The organism is Pseudomonas peli (assembly GCF_050563605.1).
GTDB classification, from domain to species: Bacteria; Pseudomonadota; Gammaproteobacteria; order Pseudomonadales; family Pseudomonadaceae; genus Aquipseudomonas; species Aquipseudomonas peli_A.
Window position 1 is genome coordinate 1 of sequence record NZ_JBNXUH010000018.1, and the last position, 17574, is coordinate 17574.

The 17574-nt window shown below is 62.7% G+C and carries 14 protein-coding genes; 7 read left to right on the top strand and 7 right to left on the bottom strand.

What is annotated here, in order from left to right; genetic code table 11:
• From dgcB to ACQ4LH_RS17610, 5 genes are all read right to left on the bottom strand, one after another.
• Nucleotides 1-1823: dimethylglycine demethylation protein DgcB (gene dgcB / locus ACQ4LH_RS17590; RefSeq protein WP_430698401.1), on the bottom strand; the 1823-nt coding region annotated here is incomplete at its 3' end.
• Nucleotides 1824-1994: 171 nt separating this feature from the next.
• Nucleotides 1995-4055, bottom strand: coding sequence for a dimethylglycine demethylation protein DgcA (dgcA, locus tag ACQ4LH_RS17595; protein ID WP_289238536.1), 2061 nt, complete (start codon nucleotides 4053-4055; stop codon nucleotides 1995-1997).
• A gap of 15 nt (nucleotides 4056-4070) precedes the next feature.
• Nucleotides 4071-4601, bottom strand: a complete 531-nt coding sequence (locus tag ACQ4LH_RS17600; protein WP_430698402.1) for a DUF5943 domain-containing protein — start codon at nucleotides 4599-4601, stop codon at nucleotides 4071-4073.
• A gap of 191 nt (nucleotides 4602-4792) precedes the next feature.
• On the bottom strand, nucleotides 4793-5770 hold the full coding sequence (locus tag ACQ4LH_RS17605; RefSeq protein WP_430698403.1) for a dipeptidase: 978 nt from the start codon (nucleotides 5768-5770) through the stop codon (nucleotides 4793-4795).
• Between the two features lie 158 nt (nucleotides 5771-5928).
• Complete coding sequence (locus ACQ4LH_RS17610) at nucleotides 5929-6882, bottom strand: GlxA family transcriptional regulator (RefSeq protein ID WP_430698404.1); 954 nt, start codon at nucleotides 6880-6882, stop codon at nucleotides 5929-5931.
• 230 nt (nucleotides 6883-7112) lie between these two features.
• On the opposite strand from ACQ4LH_RS17610, the gene choX reads away from it, so the two are divergent.
• The 6 genes from choX to ACQ4LH_RS17640 all read left to right on the top strand — a co-directional run bounded on the left by choX (nucleotide 7113) and on the right by ACQ4LH_RS17640 (nucleotide 12812).
• Complete coding sequence (choX, locus tag ACQ4LH_RS17615) at nucleotides 7113-8051, top strand: choline ABC transporter substrate-binding protein (protein WP_430698405.1); 939 nt, start codon at nucleotides 7113-7115, stop codon at nucleotides 8049-8051.
• A 74-nt stretch (nucleotides 8052-8125) separates the two neighbouring features.
• Nucleotides 8126-9013 carry a 3-keto-5-aminohexanoate cleavage protein gene (locus ACQ4LH_RS17620; protein WP_430698406.1) on the top strand — a complete coding sequence of 296 codons (888 nt, stop codon included), beginning with the start codon at nucleotides 8126-8128 and terminating at the stop codon, nucleotides 9011-9013.
• Between the two features lie 97 nt (nucleotides 9014-9110).
• Entirely contained in the window at nucleotides 9111-10076 is a 966-nt protein-coding gene (locus tag ACQ4LH_RS17625) for an L-carnitine dehydrogenase (RefSeq protein ID WP_430698407.1), read from the top strand.
• A 54-nt stretch (nucleotides 10077-10130) separates the two neighbouring features.
• Entirely contained in the window at nucleotides 10131-10604 is a 474-nt protein-coding gene (locus ACQ4LH_RS17630; RefSeq protein WP_430698408.1) for a thioesterase family protein, read from the top strand.
• Between the two features lie 63 nt (nucleotides 10605-10667).
• Nucleotides 10668-11855 (top strand): gamma-butyrobetaine dioxygenase, encoded by a 1188-nt coding sequence (locus ACQ4LH_RS17635; RefSeq protein ID WP_430698409.1) that lies wholly within the window; start codon nucleotides 10668-10670, stop codon nucleotides 11853-11855.
• A gap of 24 nt (nucleotides 11856-11879) precedes the next feature.
• The gene (locus tag ACQ4LH_RS17640) at nucleotides 11880-12812 is read left to right on the top strand and encodes an alpha/beta hydrolase (protein ID WP_430698410.1); all 933 of its coding nucleotides are present in this window, start codon (nucleotides 11880-11882) and stop codon (nucleotides 12810-12812) included.
• Between the two features lie 183 nt (nucleotides 12813-12995).
• On the opposite strand, the gene gbcA is transcribed toward ACQ4LH_RS17640, so the two are convergent.
• Nucleotides 12996-14288 (bottom strand): glycine-betaine demethylase subunit GbcA, encoded by a 1293-nt coding sequence (gene gbcA / locus ACQ4LH_RS17645; protein ID WP_430698411.1) that lies wholly within the window; start codon nucleotides 14286-14288, stop codon nucleotides 12996-12998.
• 352 nt (nucleotides 14289-14640) lie between these two features.
• Between gbcA and gbcB the strand changes: the two genes are divergently transcribed.
• Nucleotides 14641-15744: a glycine-betaine demethylase subunit GbcB gene (gbcB, locus tag ACQ4LH_RS17650; protein ID WP_430698412.1), complete on the top strand. Its 1104-nt coding sequence runs from the start codon at nucleotides 14641-14643 to the stop codon at nucleotides 15742-15744.
• Between the two features lie 170 nt (nucleotides 15745-15914).
• Here the strand turns inward: gbcB and ACQ4LH_RS17655 are convergent, their stop codons facing one another.
• On the bottom strand, nucleotides 15915-17018 hold the full coding sequence (locus tag ACQ4LH_RS17655) for a GlxA family transcriptional regulator (RefSeq protein WP_430698413.1): 1104 nt from the start codon (nucleotides 17016-17018) through the stop codon (nucleotides 15915-15917).
• Nucleotides 17019-17574: the final 556 nt, after the last annotated feature.

Below are 17574 nucleotides of genomic sequence, written 5' to 3' on the forward strand. Positions count from 1 at the left end.
GTGCACTGCGGACACCCCACGGCCACCAGCTCGGCMCCGGTCTCCTTGATATCGACCATGCGCATATCGGGGATGCGCTGCTTGCCAGGAATATCGGTGATCGGCGCCCCGCCGCCACCGCCGCAGCAACGGGAGCGGAAGCCCGAACGCTGCATTTCCTTCACCTCGATGCCGATGGCATTCAGCACATTGCGCGGCGCTTCGTACTCACCGTTGTAGCGACCCAGGTAGCACGGGTCGTGGTAGGTGACCGAGCCGCCCTTGTGGGTGCCGAGGTTAAGTTTCTGACCGGTGATCAGTTCATCCATATAAGTGCTGTGGTGCAGCACCTGGTAACGGCCGCCCAGCTCACCGTATTCGTTTTTCAGCACATGGAAACTGTGCGGGTCACAGGTGACGATGCGCTTGAACTGGTACTTGGCCAGGGTGGCGATATTGCGCTTGGCCAGCAGCTGGAAGGTCGCTTCATCGCCCAAACGCCGGGCCACGTCGCCGCTGTCGCGCTCCTCCAGGCCAAGCACGGCGAAGTCGACCTTGGCCGCTTTCAGCACTTTGACGAATGCGCGCAGGGTGCGCTGGTTACGCATATCGAAGGCGCCATCACCGACCCAGAACAGCACATCGACGTTCTGCTTATCGCTCATCAGCGGCAGGTTGAGATCCGCCGCCCAGTTCAGCCGGCCACCCGGGTTGAAACCGCCGGGGTTATCGGTGGCGATCAGGTTGTCCAGCACCTCGGCACCCTTGTTAGGCGTCGCGCCTTTTTCCAGAGTCAGATGGCGGCGCATATCGACGATGGCATCGACGTGCTCGATCATCATCGGGCACTCCTCGACGCAGGCGCGGCAGGTGGTGCAGGACCACAGCGTTTCGGCATCGACCAGGGCCTTGCCATTCAGATTGACGATCGGCAGATGGGGGCCGCCGCTATGTTCGCCGATGGCCTTGCCCGGATAGGAACTGCCGGCAAACTTGGCATCGGTGCCGCCGGCCAGGCCGACCACCATGTCTTGAATCAGCTTCTTCGGGTTCAGCGGCTGGCCGGCGGCGAAGGCCGGGCAGGCTGCTTCGCACTTGCCGCACTGCACACAGGCATCGAAGCCGAGCAGCTGGTTCCAGGTGAAATCCGTGGGTTTTTCCACGCCCAGCGGGGCTTTCGGATCATTCAGATTCAAGGCCTTCAGCCCGGTCGAACGGCCGCCGCCGAAACGCTCGCTACGGCGGTGCCAGGCCAGGTGCAGCGCGCCGGCGAAGGCGTGCTTCATCGGCCCACCCCAGGTCATGCCGAAGAACAGCTCGGACACACCCCAGGCCACGCCGACGGTCAGCAGCAGCGCCAGTACCCAGCCGCCAAAGTCCGCGGGCAGAACGCCGGCCACTGGCAAAGTAGCGATAAAGAAACTGCCGGCGAACATCAGCAGGCTTTTCGGCAGGCGCATCCACGGGCCTTTCGACAGCCGTGACGGCGGGTCGAGACGGCGTTTGGCGACAAACAATGCGCCGACAAACATCAACGCGGTGGCACCTAACAGGGCGAAGCCGAGGATGCGACTCTGCAGGCCAAACCCGTGCACCAGAATCGCCAGCACAGCGGCCAGAACAAAACCTCCCGCCGTGGCCACGTGGGTGTTAGCGATGTATTTATCGCGGGCCACCACATGGTGCAGGTCGACCATATAACGGCGCGGCATGGCCAGCAGCCCGCCCAGCCAATCGACCTGAGCCGGACGGCCACGGCGCCACATCAGAAAGCGCTTCGCCGCGCCAATAACCGCAAGGGCCAGGGCGGCGAAAAGCAGGATGGGGAGTAGGGTGTTCAACATGTGAGGCTCCCACCGCCAATGTCAGGGGATGATGCATTTCAGTCCCCTCTCCCCTCCGGGGAGAGGGTTAGGGTGAGGGGCTGGCCTGTGAGACCGCTCCCCTCACCCCAGCCCTCTCCCCAAGAGGGAGAGGGAGCTAGACCGGGTCAAACCATCGATGTTGTGCTGGGCTCAGAAATCCTTGCACAACCGCAGCGCGTCGTAGATCGCCGCATGGGTGTTGCGCTGGGCCACGCAGTCGCCGATGCGGAACAGCAGATAACCGTCGCCCGCCTCGGATAAACACGGCTGCGGCTTGATCGCGAACAGCGCTTCCACGTCGATTTGGCCCTTGTTACGCGAGCCTTCCTTGAGGGCGTAGTACAGGCGCTCGTCGGGGCGCACGCCGTTTTCCACCACCACCTGATCGACCACGCGCTCTTCTTTCGCGCCGGTGTATTCGTTCTCCAGCACCGCCACCAGCTTGTCGCCTTCGCGGTAGACCTTCTCCAGCATCATGTCGCCGGTCATGATCACTTCTTTCGGGTACATGCTGCGGTAGTAAGTCGGGAACGTGGTGCCGCCCATGGCCACACCCGGCTTGATGTCGTCGGTGACGATCTCCACCTTGGCGCCCTTTTCGGCGATAAAGTCGGCCACCGACATACCGCCAAATTCGCAAATGGTGTCGTACACCAGCACGTTATTGCCCGGTGCAACGGTGCCATCGAGGACGTCCCAACTGCTGACCACCAGGCCTTCAGCGGCGCCCCAATGTTCGTTTTGCTCGATAAACGGATGACCGCCGTTGGCCAGCACAACGATGTCTGGGCGCAGGTCGAGGATGCTCGCTTCATCAGCACCAGTACCCAAGCGTAGGTCGATATTCAGGCGGGCCAACTCCAGCTGGAACCAGCGGGTAATGCCGGCCATCTGGTCGCGCTGCGGTGCCTTGGCGGCTAAAGTGATTTGCCCGCCGAGGCTGTCTTTCTTCTCGAACAGGGTCACATCGTGGCCACGCTCGGCAGCCACGCGCGCGGCCTCCATCCCGGCCGGACCACCGCCAACAATCACCACCTTGCGCTTAGGCCCGCTGGTTTTTTCGATGATATGCGGCAGGCCCATGTATTCGCGGCTGGTCGCGGCGTTCTGGATGCACAGCACGTCGAGGCCCTGGTACTGGCGGTCGATGCAGTAGTTGGCACCGACGCACTGCTTGATCTGGTCGACCTGGCCCATCTTGATCTTGGCGATCAGGTGCGGGTCAGCGATGTGCGCGCGGGTCATGCCGACCATGTCGACATAGCCGCCTTCGAGAATGCGCGTGGCCTGGTTCGGGTCCTTGATGTTCTGCGCGTGCAGCACCGGCACCTTGACCACTTCCTTGATCCCGGCCGCCAGGTGTAGGAACGGCTCCGGCGGGTAACTCATATTCGGGATGACGTTGGCCAGGGTGTTGTGGGTGTCGGCACCAGAGCCAACCACGCCGATAAAGTCGATCAGGCCGGTGGCATCGTAATAGGCGGCGATCTGCTTCATGTCCTCGTGAGAGAGGCCGTCCGGGTGGAACTCGTCACCGGAGATACGCAGGCCCACGCAGAAATCGGGACCGACCTCGGCGCGCACCGCTTTGATCACTTCCAGGCCGAACTTCATCCGGCCTTCAAAGGTGCCGCCCCATTCGTCAGTGCGCTTGTTCACCCGAGGCGACCAGAACTGATCGATCATGTGCTGGTGTACGGCAGACAGCTCTACGCCGTCGAGGCCGCCGGCTTTGGCCCGAGCCGCTGCCTTGGCGAAGTCACCGATGACGCGCCACATTTCCTCCGGCTCGATGGTCTTGCAGGTGGCACGGTGTACCGGCTCGCGGATACCGGACGGCGACATCAGGGTCGGCCAGTCGAAACCATCCCAGCGTGAGCGGCGGCCCATGTGGGTAATCTGGATCATGATCTTGGCACCATGCTTATGCATGGCATCCGCTAGATTCTGAAAGTGCGGGATGATGCGGTCGGTGGACAGGTTCACCGAACTCCACCAGCCGTGCGGGCTGTCGATGGAGACCACCGACGAGCCGCCGCAGATGGCCAGACCGACGCCACCCTTGGCCTTCTCTTCGTAGTACTTGACGTAACGCTCGGTGGTCATGCCGCCGTCGGTGGCCATGACCTCGGCGTGCGCGGTGGACACGATGCGGTTACGAATAGTCAGCTTGCCGATCTGGATCGGCTGGAACATTGCTTCGAAAGCCATGACTCGATCCTCGACTTAGCGCGGCTTGACGATAAACAGGCCATCGTCGTGGCCCTCTTCGGAACCGCCATAGACCTGCTCGGCCATGGTGCGCAGCGCGCTGCCCTGGGCCTGAAGAATCTGGTCCATGGCGCCGGCAAACCAGCCGGTGAACATGTAGTCGACCTTGCGCCCGCACTTGCCGTAGACGTAGACAAAGGCCGAGTGTTTGAGGCGTACCGAGCAGGTGCCGGCGGCCAGGTCGATGGCTTCAATCTCGAACAGCCCCCAGCCGCGTTGCGACAGGCGCTTCATGTAGTGCTCGAACACCGCCACGCCGGACAGGCCGTGGCATTCGGCCTCTTTCTCGCACCAGTGCCAGGCAGACTTGTAGCCGGCCTTGTAGAGAATCTCGGCATAGGCCTCAGCGCCCAGTACCTCTTCGATACCGATGTGGTTGTTGACGAAGAAATGCCGCGGCACATAGAGCATCGGCAGTGCGTCAGTGGTCCAGACGCCGGTTTCGTCGTCGACCTGAATAGGCATTTCGGGTGCGTGGGTGGCCATGTTTTCAGTGCTCCAGAATTCGTTGTCTTGCGTATTTGAAAGGTGCCGATGAATGCCTGTGGAGCCGTAGCGAGCACGCCGAGAGCAAGGAGACCCGCAGCGACAAGCGAGAGCAGTACGCATGTACGGCGAGCTTGTCGCGAGGACGCGACGCAGCTATCGGTGGGCGCAGTAGGCTCCGGAGGTATTCATCACTCGCCCCAGACGTCTGCCAGTACGCGCACCCAGTTCTCGCCCATGATCTTGCGCACCACGCGTTCGCTGTGGCCGCGTTTGAGCAGGGTCTCGGTGAGGTTGGGGAATTCGCCGACGGTGCGGATGCCCAGCGGGTTGATGATCTTGCCGAAGCTGGTCAGGCGGCGGGCGTAGCCCTTGTCGTGGGTCAGGTATTCGAAGAAGTCCTGGCCATGGCCCTGGGTGAAATCGGTGCCAATGCCGATGGCGTCTTCACCAACGATGTTCATCACGTATTCGATGGCTTCGGCGTAGTCATCGATGGTCGAGTCGATCCCTTTGGCCAGGAAGGGCGCAAACATGGTCACGCCGACAAAACCGCCGTGGTCGGCGATAAATTTCAGCTCGGCATCGGACTTGTTGCGCGGGTGCTCTTTCAGCCCCGACGGCAGGCAATGGGAATAGGTGACCGGCTTTTTCGATTCGAGGATGACTTCCTCGGAAGTCTTCGAACCCACATGCGAGAGGTCGCACATGATGCCGACGCGGTTCATCTCGGCGACGATCTCGCGGCCGAAGCCGGACAGCCCGCCGTCACGCTCGTAGCAGCCTGTGCCGACCAGGTTCTGGGTGTTGTAGCACATCTGCACAATGCCCACGCCGAGCTGCTTGAACACCTCGACGTAACCGATCTGATCTTCGAACGCATGGGCGTTCTGGAAACCGAAGAGGATGCCGGTCTTGCCCTGCTCTTTAGCCTTACGGATGTCGGCGGTGCTGCGCACCGGCATCACCAGATCACTGTTCTCACGGATCAGCTTCTGGCTGGCGGCGATGTTGTTCACCGTCGCCTGGAAGCCTTCCCACACCGACACGGTGCAGTTGGCCGCCGTCAGGCCGCCTTTGCGCATGTCTTCGAACAGTTCGCGGTTCCACTTGGCGATGATCAGCCCGTCAATGACGATGCTGTCGGCGTGTAATTCGGCTGGGCTCATCAGGCAGTCCCCTTTTAGCGGTGTCGCCAAACCCGTTGTTGGCGCTTTGGACTGAGCATATCCCTGGGGGCTCGGGCGACCCGGTGCAAAAACGACCGGGGTATTGCCGAAAGCGTCAAAGCCGGGTCGCGGGCAGATATGCCGCCTGACGGGGCAACTCAGGCGGTGGCCGTTGGGTGCTCGTGGCGGTCCTGGCTGGGGCAGGTGGCGAAGCGCGCGCGGTAGCAGCGGGAGAAGTACGAGGAGGACTCGAAGCCACAGGCCAGGCCAACTTCCAGCACGTTCATGTCGGTCTGACGCAGCAATTGGCGGGCCTTGTCCAGGCGCAGGGCGAGGTAAAAGCTGGATGGGGTTTCGCGCAGATGATGGCGGAACAATCGCTCCAGCTGACGCGGCGTCACCTTGATCAGTTCGGCCAGAGCCTGGGAGCTGAGCGGCTGTTCGCTGTGGCGCTGCATCTCGCCGATCACCTGCACCAGCTTCTTGTTGTGCACGTCATAGCGGCTGGCGATCTGCATGCGCTGGTGGTCCTGGCGCGAACGGATGCGGCCGAGCACGAACTGCTCGGACACTGCCAGCGCCAGCTCCTCGCCATGTTCGCGGCCGATCAGGGTCAGCATCAGATCGAGGCTGGCAGTGCCGCCGGCGCTGGTGATGCGCCGGCCGTCGACCTCGAACAGTTCCTGAGTCACCGTCAGGCGCGGGTAGCGCTCGCGAAAGGCTTCGATGGCCTCCCAGTGCAGGGTCAGCCGCTGCCTGGCGAACAGCCCGGCCTCGGCCAGAATAAAACTGCCGGTGTCGATACCGCCGAGCAACGCACCTTCATGTTCGGCGCGGTGCAGCCAGTGCGACAGGCGCGGGTCGAAGGTCGCCAGCGGTTCGAAGCCGGCGACCACGAACAGCTGGTCACCCGCAGCCGGCAACTGCAGGGCGCCATCGACGTTCAGCGACATGCCATTGCTGGCCGCCACCGCCGTGCCGTCCGCGCTGAGCAAGCGCCAGCGGTACAGCTCGCCGCGAAAACGATTGGCTACGCGCAACGGCTCGATAGCGGCCATCAGCCCCATCATGGAAAAGCCGGGAAGCAGGAGAAACCACAGGGTCTGGGGCATGCAGGTCATTCCGCTGGGACACTGGCTGTCAGCCTTTTACTAAAAGGTATCGGCGCGAGCATGGCAAGCAAGGTGGTCGTTTCAATTCAACAGGTAGTCGTTTTAGTGCGTTTTGCCTGCGCAAACGCTGCGTAATCTGCCTCCATCGGGCAGTGAAACCCGACAACCAGAGGCCGCGAGCCTCTCTACAAAATAAAAGCTATAACCGTACTGGTTGGAGGGTCTAATCGATGAAAGCGCTCAAAGTATTCGCCGGTTGCTGTGTGCTCAGTGTGTTCAGTTCCTCGCTGCTGGCCGCCGAGGACGCCAGTTGCCAGCAGACCCGCATCGGCGTGGTCGGCTGGACCGATGTAGTCGCCACCAGTGCGGTCGCGGCAACCCTGCTTGAGGGCCTGGGTTACCAGACCAAGCAGATCACCGCTTCGCAGCAGATCATCTTCTCCGGCATCGACAAGCAGCAGATCGATTTCTTCCTCGGTTACTGGAAGCCGGCAATGGACAGCAATATCCAGCCCTTCCTCGACAAGGGCCAGGTCAAGGTGTTCGCCGAACCCAGCCTGAAGAACGCCATCACCACCCTGGCGGTGCCCAGCTACGCCGCCGAGCAAGGCCTGCGCACCTTTGCCGATATCGCCAAGTTCAAGGAGCAACTGGGCGGCAAGATCTACGGCATCGAGCCGGGGACCGGGGCCAACAGCACTATCCAGAAGATGATCGACAGCAACCAGTTCGGCCTAGGTGGTTTCAAAATGATCGAATCCAGCGAGGCAGCGATGCTCGCGGCGGTCGGCCGGGCCAACGCGCGTAAGGAGCCGATTGTGTTCGTCGGCTGGAAGCCGCACCCGATGAATATTCAGCTGCAGATGACCTACCTGACCGGCAGTGAGGACGTGTTCGGGGCCAACGAGGGCGCCGCGTCGGTGTCTACCGTAACCGCGCCGAACTATGCCGAGCGCTGCCCCAACGTCAACCGCCTGCTGACCAATCTGGCCTTTACTGCCGAGCAGGAGAGCCAGTTGATGGAGCCGATCATGGCCCGCGAAGACGCCAAGGCAGTAGCGCGTAAGTGGCTCAAGGACAACCCGCAGGAGCTACGCCGCTTCCTCAATGGCGTCACCACCGTCGATGGCCGCAGCGGCGCCGACAGCGTTCTCGCCGTACTCCAGTAACCCAGCCCATTGGAGTGATAGGTGCGCCACCCGGCGCACGACCTCCGTTCGTCCCAAAGAAGGATGCAACAGCCATGAATCATGAAGTCATCGTCACCTGTGCGGTGACCGGTGCCGGCGACACCGTCGGCCGGCACCCGGCCATCCCGGTCACGCCCAAGCAGATTGCCGCCGCCGCCATCGAAGCTGCCAAGGCAGGTGCCACCGTCGCCCACTGCCATGTGCGCGACCCGCAGACTGGCAAGCCGAGCCGCGATGTGGCGCTGTACCGCGAGCTGGTCGAGCGCATCCGCGAGAGCGACACCGACGTGATCATCAACCTTACCGCCGGCATGGGCGGCGACCTGGAGATCGGTCGCGGCGAACAGCCCCTGGAGTTCGGCATCGGCACCGACCTGGTCGGACCGCTGACGCGCCTGGCCCATGTCGAGGAGCTGCTGCCGGAAATCTGCACCCTGGACTGCGGCACCCTGAATTTCGGCGACGGCGATTTTATCTACGTGTCCACCCCCGCCCAGCTGCGTGCCGGCGCCAAGCGCATCACCGAACTGGGGGTCAAGGCCGAGCTGGAGATCTTCGACACCGGCCACCTGTGGTTTGCCAAGCAGCTGATCAATGAAGGCCTGCTGGAAGACCCGCTGATCCAGCTGTGCCTGGGCATTCCCTGGGGCGCGCCGGCCGACACCACAACCATGAAAGCCATGGCCGACAACCTGCCGCCGGGCATCACCTGGGCCGGCTTCGGCATCGGCCGGTCGCAGATGCCAATGGTCGCCCAGGCCATGCTGCTGGGCGGCAACGTGCGGGTTGGCCTGGAGGACAACATCTGGCTGGACCGTGGTGTACACGCCAGCAATGGCCAATTGGTCGAGCGCGCCATCGAGATTATCGAACGCCTCGGCGGCCGTGCCCTAAGCCCGGCCGAGGGACGGGAAAAGATGAAGCTCAAGCGCCGCGGCTAAAGCATTGCGCCTACAAAAACCCATAAACCCTAGCCCGGATGCAATCCGGGACAGATCGAATTGCCAAGCCCGGGCATACCGGGCGACAGGAACTGCCATGCCCTTTGTCACTGAATTGAAAACCTTCGCCGCCCTCGGCACCGGCGTGATCGGCGCCGGCTGGATCGCTCGCGCCCTGGCCCGCGGCCTCGATGTGATCGCCTGGGACCCGGCTCCCTGCGCCGAGGCAGCGCTACGCACGCGTATCGCCAACGCCTGGCCAGCCTTGCAGAAACAGGGCCTCGCCCCTGGAGCTTCACCGCAGCGCCTGCGCTTTGTCGACAGCATCGACGAGTGCGTACGTGACGCCGACTTTATTCAGGAGAGTGCGCCGGAGCGCCTCGAACTCAAGTGCGAGCTGCACGCCAGAATCAGCGTGGCGGCGCGGCCGGATGTGCTGATCGCCTCCAGTACCTCGGGGCTGCTGCCCAGCGAGTTTTATGCCGATGCCACGCGGCCCGAGCGCTGCGTGGTCGGCCACCCATTTAACCCGGTCTACCTATTGCCACTGGTGGAGGTCGTAGGCGGCCAGCACACCGCGCCGGAAGCGGTGCAGGCAGCGATCCAGGTCTATCAGTCGCTGGGCATGCGCCCGCTGCATGTGCGCAAGGAGGTGCCGGGCTTTATCGCCGACCGCCTGCTCGAAGCGTTGTGGCGTGAGGCGCTGCACCTGGTTAACGACGGCGTGGCGACTACCGGCGAGATCGACGACGCGATTCGTTTCGGAGCCGGCCTGCGCTGGTCATTTATGGGCAGCTTTCTCACCTACACCCTGGCCGGCGGCCCGGCCGGCATGCGCCACTTTATGGCCCAGTTCGGCCCGGCGCTAAAACTGCCCTGGACCTACCTGCAGGCACCCGAGCTGACCGAGGGGCTGATCGACGCGGTGGTCGAAGGCACTGCCGAACAGCAAGGCAGCCGCAGCCTGGAGGAACTGGAGCGTTACCGCGACGACTGCCTGCTGGCGGTACTCGGTGCGATCGGAGAAACCAAGCGCAAGCACGGTTTCGACTTCGCCGAGTAAGTTCAGGCCCGTTCCTACACCGAAATATCACGCCTGCCCAGAGGTTGCGCCGCCATGCTTACGCCCTACCGCACCAGCGTCCTGCCCGAGTGGGTCGACTACAACGGCCACTTGCGCGATGCCTTCTACCTGCTGATTTTCAGCCATGCCACCGATGCGCTGATGGATCAGCTGGGCCTGGACGAAGCCGGCCGGGCGCGCAGCGGCCACACCCTCTACACCCTGGAGTGCCACCTCAACTACCTGGCCGAGGTCAAACAAGGCGCTGCGGTCGAGGTGCATACCCAGTTGCTGGCCCATGACGCCAAGCGCCTGCATATCCACCACGATCTGCGCCGCCCAGGTGCGGCCACCAGCCTGGCGCAGAGCGAGCAAATGCTGATGAACATCGACAGCGCCAGCACGCGCTCTGCGCCCTTCGACCCGCAGGTGCTGGAGCGAGTGCAGGCCCTCGCTGAGGCCCAGCGCGATCTGCCGCAACCGGCCTGCGTCGGCTGCCTGATCGCTCTGCCGCCCGCCAGGGCCTAACGCAGCCGAACAGTTGCTCGCAACCCAACAACCCTATCCAACACGTCGCGCCAGGAGATCGTTATGACCGCTGTGGATTTGCCCGCCGCACCCGCCTTTATCGCCGATTGGCGCAGCTATCCGAGCAGCGTCGATTTGGTCGGCCTGCACCCCGCCGCCGACCGCCTTGATCTGCTCTGGCGCGATGGACGCATCAGCCCCTTTCATCATCAGTGGCTGCGCGATAACTGCGCCTGCAGCCACTGCGTGTACGACGTGACTCGCGAACAACTACTGGAAATCGTCGATGTGCCCGAAACGCTGCTGCCACCGCACGCCTGTATCGACGAGCAGGGCCAGCTACTGATCGACTGGCATGACGGTCACCACAGCCGTTATCAGCCTGGCTGGTTGCGCGCCCATGCCTACGACGATGCCTCGCGTGCCGAACGCCGCGCGCAACACCCGCAGAGCCGGCTATGGGGCGCGGAGATGGCCGAGCAACTGGCGCAATTCGACTATCAGACAGTAATCGAGGATGACCCCAGCCTGCTGCGCTGGCTGCTGGCCGTGCGCGATTTCGGCCTGACCCAGCTGACCGGCGTACCCACCACTGCGGGTGCCCTGCAACGGGTCGCGCAGCGCATCTCGTTTATTCGCGAGAGCAATTTCGGTGTGCTGTTCGATGTGCGTTCCAAGGTCGATGCCGACAGCAATGCCTACACCGCCTTCAACCTGCCGCTGCACACCGACCTGCCGACCCGTGAGTTGCAGCCTGGGTTGCAATTTCTGCACTGCCTGGTCAACGACGCCCAGGGCGGCGAAAGCATCTTCGTCGACGGTTTCGCCATTGCCGAGGCGCTGCAGCAAGAGACCCCGGACGACTTCCGCACCCTGTGTGCCAGCGCCGTCGAGTTCCGCAACAAGAGCCGCAGCAGCGACTACCGCTGCCTGGCGCCAATTATCGCCCTGGACGCAGAGGGGCGGGTTAGCGAGGTGCGCATGGCCAACTTTCTCCGTGGCCCCTTCGATGTGCCGGCCGAACAGATGCCAGCGCTGTATCGCGCCTACCGGCGTTTTATCGGCATGACTCGCGAGCCGCGCTTTCGCCTGCAGCGTCGGCTTGAGGCTGGCCAGTTGTGGTGCTTCGACAATCGCAGGGTTCTGCATGCGCGCCGCGAGTTCGATCCGGCCAGCGGCGCGCGGCATTTTCAGGGCTGCTATGTCGACCGCGACGAACTACTGTCGCGAATCCGCGTGCTGCAGCGCTAAAACAATTTCCGCGATGGAGAGCCAATGCCTGAGCCTTATCCCCTGTCTGCGCAGATGGCCGCCTTCGTGGCCGAGAGCCAAAGGTTCGGCGCAGCGGACAACTCGCTGGCGACGCAACGCGCCGCCTATGGGGCATTGTGCCGGGCGTTCAGCCCGCCGCGCCCAGCCGGGTTGACGATCAATGACCTGCAGCTTGCCGGGGTTGCGGTGCGCCGCTATCTGCCAGACCAGCCAGCACCCGCTGCTGGTTGGCCCTGCCTGCTGTACCTGCATGGTGGCGGCTGGATGCTCGGTGACCTCGATTCCCACGACTTTATCTGTGCCTATCTGGCGCAGCAGCTTGGGATAGTGGTGGTTGCCGTGGCGTATCGGCTGGCACCCGAGCAGCCTTTTCCCGCCGCCTTGGAAGACTGCCTGACCGTCTGGCAAGCGCTGCGCGACGGTCTGCTCGATGTACCCCTGGAGCAGGCGCGGCTGGCCGTGGCCGGCGACAGCGCTGGTGGCAACCTTGCGGTGGCCCTGTGCCTGGCCTTGCGGGCGACGGGGCAGCAGCAACCTTGCGCGCAGGCGCTGATCTATCCGGTACTGAGTGCGCGGCCCTTGCCTTCGCACCAGCACTGCGCCGATGCACCCTTGCTGACCCATGCTGAGCTGCAGGCCTGTCTGGATAGTTATCTAGCAGACCCCGAGCAACGACAAAACCCGCTGGCATTGCCGCTGGCGGCCCCTGACTTCGTCGGCCTGGCCCCGGCCTTTGTCGCCGCCGCCGAGTTCGATCCTCTACGGGATGACGCCGCCCACTACGCCGAACGCCTGGCACTCGATGGCGTGCCGGTGGTCTTCGAGCCGGGGCTGGGCCTGGTGCACGGTTGCCTGCGCGGGCTGGGGCGGGTGGCCGAGGTGGATCGCCTGTATCAACACCTGTGCACCTGGCTGACCACGGCGCTGGGACGCTAAGGCTGCGTAATCAAAAAATGGCGCAAAAAAAGCCCCTGCCCGGGGGTATCCGGCAGGGGCCAAGGTGACCCTTGAGGAGGGTCTCAGTGTGTTGCAGCGGTAGCTGGCCTGCGGCGAGCGGCCAGCAGACCGTAGGCGGTCAGGCCGAGCAGAAGCCACAGACCAAGAGACATATGCAGAGCCTTACTCCGCGCCGACCTGGCGCAGGTACGGCGCTGGCGCCGCGCCGAGGTTGTTCAGTACGCGCTCGCTGTACCAGTCGATAAAGTTGACCACGCCGAACTCGTAGGTCTTCGAATATGGGCCGGGCTGGTAGGCGGTGGAGTTGATACCGCGCTGGTTCTCTTCGGCCAGACGGCGGTCCTGATCGTTGGTGGCGTCCCATACCTGACGCAAGCGCGCCACATCGTAGTCGACGCCTTCCACGGCATCCTTGTGCACCAGCCATTTGGTGGTGACCATGGTTTCCTGGGCGCTGATCGGCCACACGGTGAAGACGATCAGGTGATCGCCCATGCAGTGGTTCCACGAATGCGGCAGATGGAGGATGCGCATCGAGCCCAGGTCCGGGTCGGTGATGCGGCCCATCAGTTTCTTGCAGCCCGGCTTGCCGTCCATGGTCATCGACACGGTGCCCTTGAGCAGCGGCATACGCACGATGCGGTTACGCAGGCCAAAGCTGGCGTGGGCGTAGGGGATGTTGTCCTTGTCCCAGCGGGTGGTGCATTCGCTGACCTGATCCTTGAACGCCTGGGTGGCGCGCGGGTCGGTGACGTCATCCCATTCCAGCAGGGTATTCAGCAGTTCCGGGTGTGAACCGTTGCAGTGGTAGCACTCGCGGTTGTTCTCCAGTACCAGCTTCCAGTTGGCCTTTTCCATCAAGGTGGTCTGCACCGCCACCTTGGTGTTTTCCATGTCGTAGGGCTCCATGTAGTGAGCCAGGGTGCTGAGGAAGTCGTCGATGGCCGGCGGGTTCTCCGCCAGGGAGATAAAGATGTAGCCGCCCGCGACCTTGCAGTTGACCGGTTTCAGGCTGTAGTCCTTGAGGTCGAAATCCGCGCCCATTTCGCTGCCGGCGAACAGCAGGCGACCGTCCAGCTCGTAAGTCCACTGGTGGTACGGGCACACCAGTTTGGCCACCTTGCCCTTGTCGCTGGTGCACAGGCGCGAGCCGCGGTGGCGGCAGACGTTATGGAAGGCATGCACCACGCCATCGGCGCCGCGAATCACCATGATCGGGTTGTCGCCAATCTGCAGGGTGAGGTAGTTGCCCTTGGCCGAGATCTCGCAGGTCATGCCGGCGATCAGCCACTCCTTGTGGAAGATCTCCTGCATATCGATCTTGAACAACCGCTCATCGTTGTAGAACGGCTGCGGCAGCGAGAAGGTGCGCTCGCGCGTTTGCAGCATCTCGGCAGTGGCCTTGCGTGCGGGCTCCAGCGGATCGCCCAGGCTCAGGGTGGAAGTGACGTCCATCGGTAACTCCTCAATGGCGACTCGCTCGGCGAGTTGCCGCAATAAAGTGGCTAATCGGTTGCTACGCAAGGTGGCGTCATTGCCCCGTTCTGCGCCTGCCGATGGCGACTGGATGAAAGAGGAATTCGCTCGTGACCTTTTGCTTCGGCTGGCTGCGAGTGTGGCGCTGAGTGGGGGCGAAACCTTATCTATGGGCGACATGGTCACATCCGTTTCCGACGCGGCAAACCAAGGCCTGCGCGGCAGGTCGCGATAAGCATGTAAATGTCGCTGGCAGATAAATGAGCGTGCCGGCCAGTACGCACAATCCGCCCCATACAAGGCCGATGTCCGGCCGCGCGGAGAGACGTCCATGACGACGAACGACTTCCTCAACCCGGTTACCACGCAGACCTGGAGCAATGGTCGGCATATGGTGCGTTGCGTCAAAGTCATCCAGGAAACCTGGGACGTGCGCACCTTCTGCTTTATGGCCGATCAGCCGGTGCTGTACTTCTTCAAGCCGGGGCAGTTCGTCACCCTGGAACTGGAGATCGACGGCCAGCCGGTAATGCGCTCCTACACCATTTCCAGCTCACCTTCAGTGCCCTACAGCTTCTCCATCACCATCAAGCGGGTGCCGGGCGGCAAGGTGTCCAACTGGCTGCACGACAACCTCAATGAAGGCGACGAGCTGCCGGTGCACGGCCCGGTCGGGCTGTTCAACGCCATCGATTTTCCAGCCGAGAAGGTGCTCTACCTCAGCGGCGGCGTCGGCATCACGCCGGTGATGTCGATGGCGCGCTGGTTCTACGACACCAACGGCAATGTCGATATGGTTTTCGTGCACAGCGCGCGCTCGCCGAAGGACATCATCTACCACCGCGAGCTGGAACATATGGCCGCGCGGATCAGCAACTTCAGCCTGCATGTGATCTGCGAGAAGCACGGCCTGGGCGAGGCCTGGGCCGGTTATCGCGGCTACCTCAACCAGAAGATGCTGGAGCTGATTGCCCCGGACTATCTGGAGCGGGAAATCTTCTGCTGCGGCCCGACGCCCTACATGAATGCGGTCAAGCGCCTGCTCGAAGCCAACCACTACGACATGAGCCGCTACCACGAAGAATCCTTCGGCGCGACGCCGGCGGATGTACGCGAAGAGGTCAAGGAACTCGCCGCCGAAGCCGCCGAAGCCGACCCGGTGCCTGCGGCGGATCAGCATCAGGTGGCCTTTACCAGCACCGGCAAGAGCATTCGCGTCGACCCAGGCGAAACCGTGCATGCGGCCGCCGCCAAGCTCGGCCTGCATATCCCTAAGGCCTGCGGCATGGGCATCTGCGGCACCTGCAAGGTAATGAAAACCTCAGGCGAAGTGAGCATGGAACACAACGGTGGGATCACCGATGAAGATGTGGCCGAGGGTTATATCCTGTCGTGCTGCAGCGTGCCGCAGGGTGATGTGGCGATTGAGTATTGAAGGCTTTGTAACCACAACACCGCACACAGCAAAACGCCGCACTCGCCTTCAAGGCCGGTGCGGCGTTTTTTTTGCGTGAAACATACTGCGATGGACCTTTGTAGGAGCGGGCTTGCCCGCGATAAAACTGATCGCGGGCAAGCCCGCTCCTACAGGTTATTCAGCGTGGCTTAGAGCCTGACGCTGGCAAAAGTCGACTCCCCCTGCGCCCGCGTCAGCGCAGCCATGGCCGAGGATGGCGATGGCCGCATCAGGTCTTCCGGCATTGGCAGCAGCGCTACCACATGGCCGTTCTGCTGGCCGGCGCGCTCGTCGCGTGGCGGGATACCAAAGTATTCGCGGTAGCACTTGGAGAAATGCGGGGTGGAGACAAAGCCACAGACCGAGGCCACTTCGATGATCGACATACTGGTCTGCTTGAGCAGTTGGCGCGCACGAATCAGGCGCAGCTTGAGGTAGTAGCGCGACGGCGAGCAATGCAGGTACTTCTGGAACAAACGCTCCAGCTGACGGCGCGAGACATCGACATACAGCGCCAGCTGATCAAGGTCGATCGGCTCTTCCAGGTTGGCTTCCATCAGCGCGACGATTTCCTGCAGCTTCGGCTGGTTGGTGCCAAGCATATGCTTGAGCGGCACGCGCTGGTGATCCTGCTCGTTGCGGATGCGCTCGTAGATAAACATTTCGGAAATCGCCGCCGCCAGTTCGCGGCCATGCTCGCGGCCGATCACGTGCAGCATCATATCCATCGGCGCGGTGCCGCCGGAGCTGGTGTGACGGTTGCGATCAATCGAAAACAGACGAGTGCTGACTGCTGCGCGGGGGAAGGCTTCCTGCATCGAGGCCAGGCATTCCCAGTGCACGCTGCAATCGAAACCATCGAGCAGCCCGGCCTTAGCCAGCGCCCAGCTACCGGTACATACCGCGCCCAGTTGCGCGCCATGGCGCGCCTGGCTTTGCAACCACTGCACATGCTCACGGGTGACGCTGTGCTGAATGTCCACACCGCCGCAGACGATCACCGCATCCAAACGCGGCGCCGTAACCAGGCTGGCGTCCGGGGTGATCTGCAGGCCATCACTGGCGCAGACCGGCAGGCCGCTCTGGCTGAGGGTGTGCCAGCGATACAACTCCTTGCCGGACAACTGGTTGGCCATGCGCAGCGGCTCAACGGCAGACGCCAGGGAAATCAGGGTGAAGTTGTCGAGCAGGAGAAAGCCGATGGACTGCGGCGCACGGCTCTGGGGTTGTGCCCCTTGAGTGGACTGTGACATCAGGTAAACCCTCACGCGAAGCAAAGCACGGTAGTGAGCCCCTCTATAGGGTGGCTCTTCTTATGGTTCTGGGACTGCACAACGCCAGATCGACAGCCTACACAACGCAAAGGCCGTGCCTAAATTGATTGGGCGTTCAATTAAAAATAGACGAGCTAGCCCACCGCTAGTGCCACTAGGCGTTGGCAGGAGCGACAGAAGCATTCTGATTACGACCGCAAACGCCCGGTCGGCGGGCGCTTGAGCATTTCGGTAGCACTGCCGGGCAGGTGCTTTGTCACCCCGCTACGCAGGGTAAAAACAGCGCGGTAACGGACCAACGGTCAGGCCGTATTCAGCAGCGTTGCGCTGCCCTTTTCCGCTGCGCCGAACAGCCCTGCACCACAAATGTGCGCAATGCGCAGCACGCACCCGATTGAACGCCCAGCGCCTGATTTACGATTTTGCGAGCTAGAGTCCTGCAAGGCAAAAACAGGCGAGGAAGCGGAGTGTGCTTTTGCACATGAGCATTCCGAGCCTGTTTTTAACGCAGCAGGGCCGACGCGCAGCTAATCGT

What these genes read in the sequence shown, in the direction of transcription:
- ACQ4LH_RS17655 (WP_430698413.1), bottom strand. Translation starts at nt 17,018, where the DNA reads ATGTCACAGTCCACTCAAGGGGCACAACCCCAGAGCCGTGCGCCGCAG.
- ACQ4LH_RS17640 (WP_430698410.1), top strand. Translation starts at nt 11,880, where the DNA reads ATGCCTGAGCCTTATCCCCTGTCTGCGCAGATGGCCGCCTTCGTGGCC.
- ACQ4LH_RS17630 (WP_430698408.1), top strand. Translation starts at nt 10,131, where the DNA reads ATGCTTACGCCCTACCGCACCAGCGTCCTGCCCGAGTGGGTCGACTAC.
- ACQ4LH_RS17605 (WP_430698403.1), bottom strand. Translation starts at nt 5,770, where the DNA reads ATGAGCCCAGCCGAATTACACGCCGACAGCATCGTCATTGACGGGCTG.
- ACQ4LH_RS17600 (WP_430698402.1), bottom strand. Translation starts at nt 4,601, where the DNA reads ATGGCCACCCACGCACCCGAAATGCCTATTCAGGTCGACGACGAAACC.
- ACQ4LH_RS17610 (WP_430698404.1), bottom strand. Translation starts at nt 6,882, where the DNA reads ATGCCCCAGACCCTGTGGTTTCTCCTGCTTCCCGGCTTTTCCATGATG.
- choX (WP_430698405.1), top strand. Translation starts at nt 7,113, where the DNA reads ATGAAAGCGCTCAAAGTATTCGCCGGTTGCTGTGTGCTCAGTGTGTTC.
- ACQ4LH_RS17625 (WP_430698407.1), top strand. Translation starts at nt 9,111, where the DNA reads ATGCCCTTTGTCACTGAATTGAAAACCTTCGCCGCCCTCGGCACCGGC.
- gbcA (WP_430698411.1), bottom strand. Translation starts at nt 14,288, where the DNA reads ATGGACGTCACTTCCACCCTGAGCCTGGGCGATCCGCTGGAGCCCGCA.
- ACQ4LH_RS17620 (WP_430698406.1), top strand. Translation starts at nt 8,126, where the DNA reads ATGAATCATGAAGTCATCGTCACCTGTGCGGTGACCGGTGCCGGCGAC.
- gbcB (WP_430698412.1), top strand. Translation starts at nt 14,641, where the DNA reads ATGACGACGAACGACTTCCTCAACCCGGTTACCACGCAGACCTGGAGC.
- dgcA (WP_289238536.1), bottom strand. Translation starts at nt 4,055, where the DNA reads ATGGCTTTCGAAGCAATGTTCCAGCCGATCCAGATCGGCAAGCTGACT.
- ACQ4LH_RS17635 (WP_430698409.1), top strand. Translation starts at nt 10,668, where the DNA reads ATGACCGCTGTGGATTTGCCCGCCGCACCCGCCTTTATCGCCGATTGG.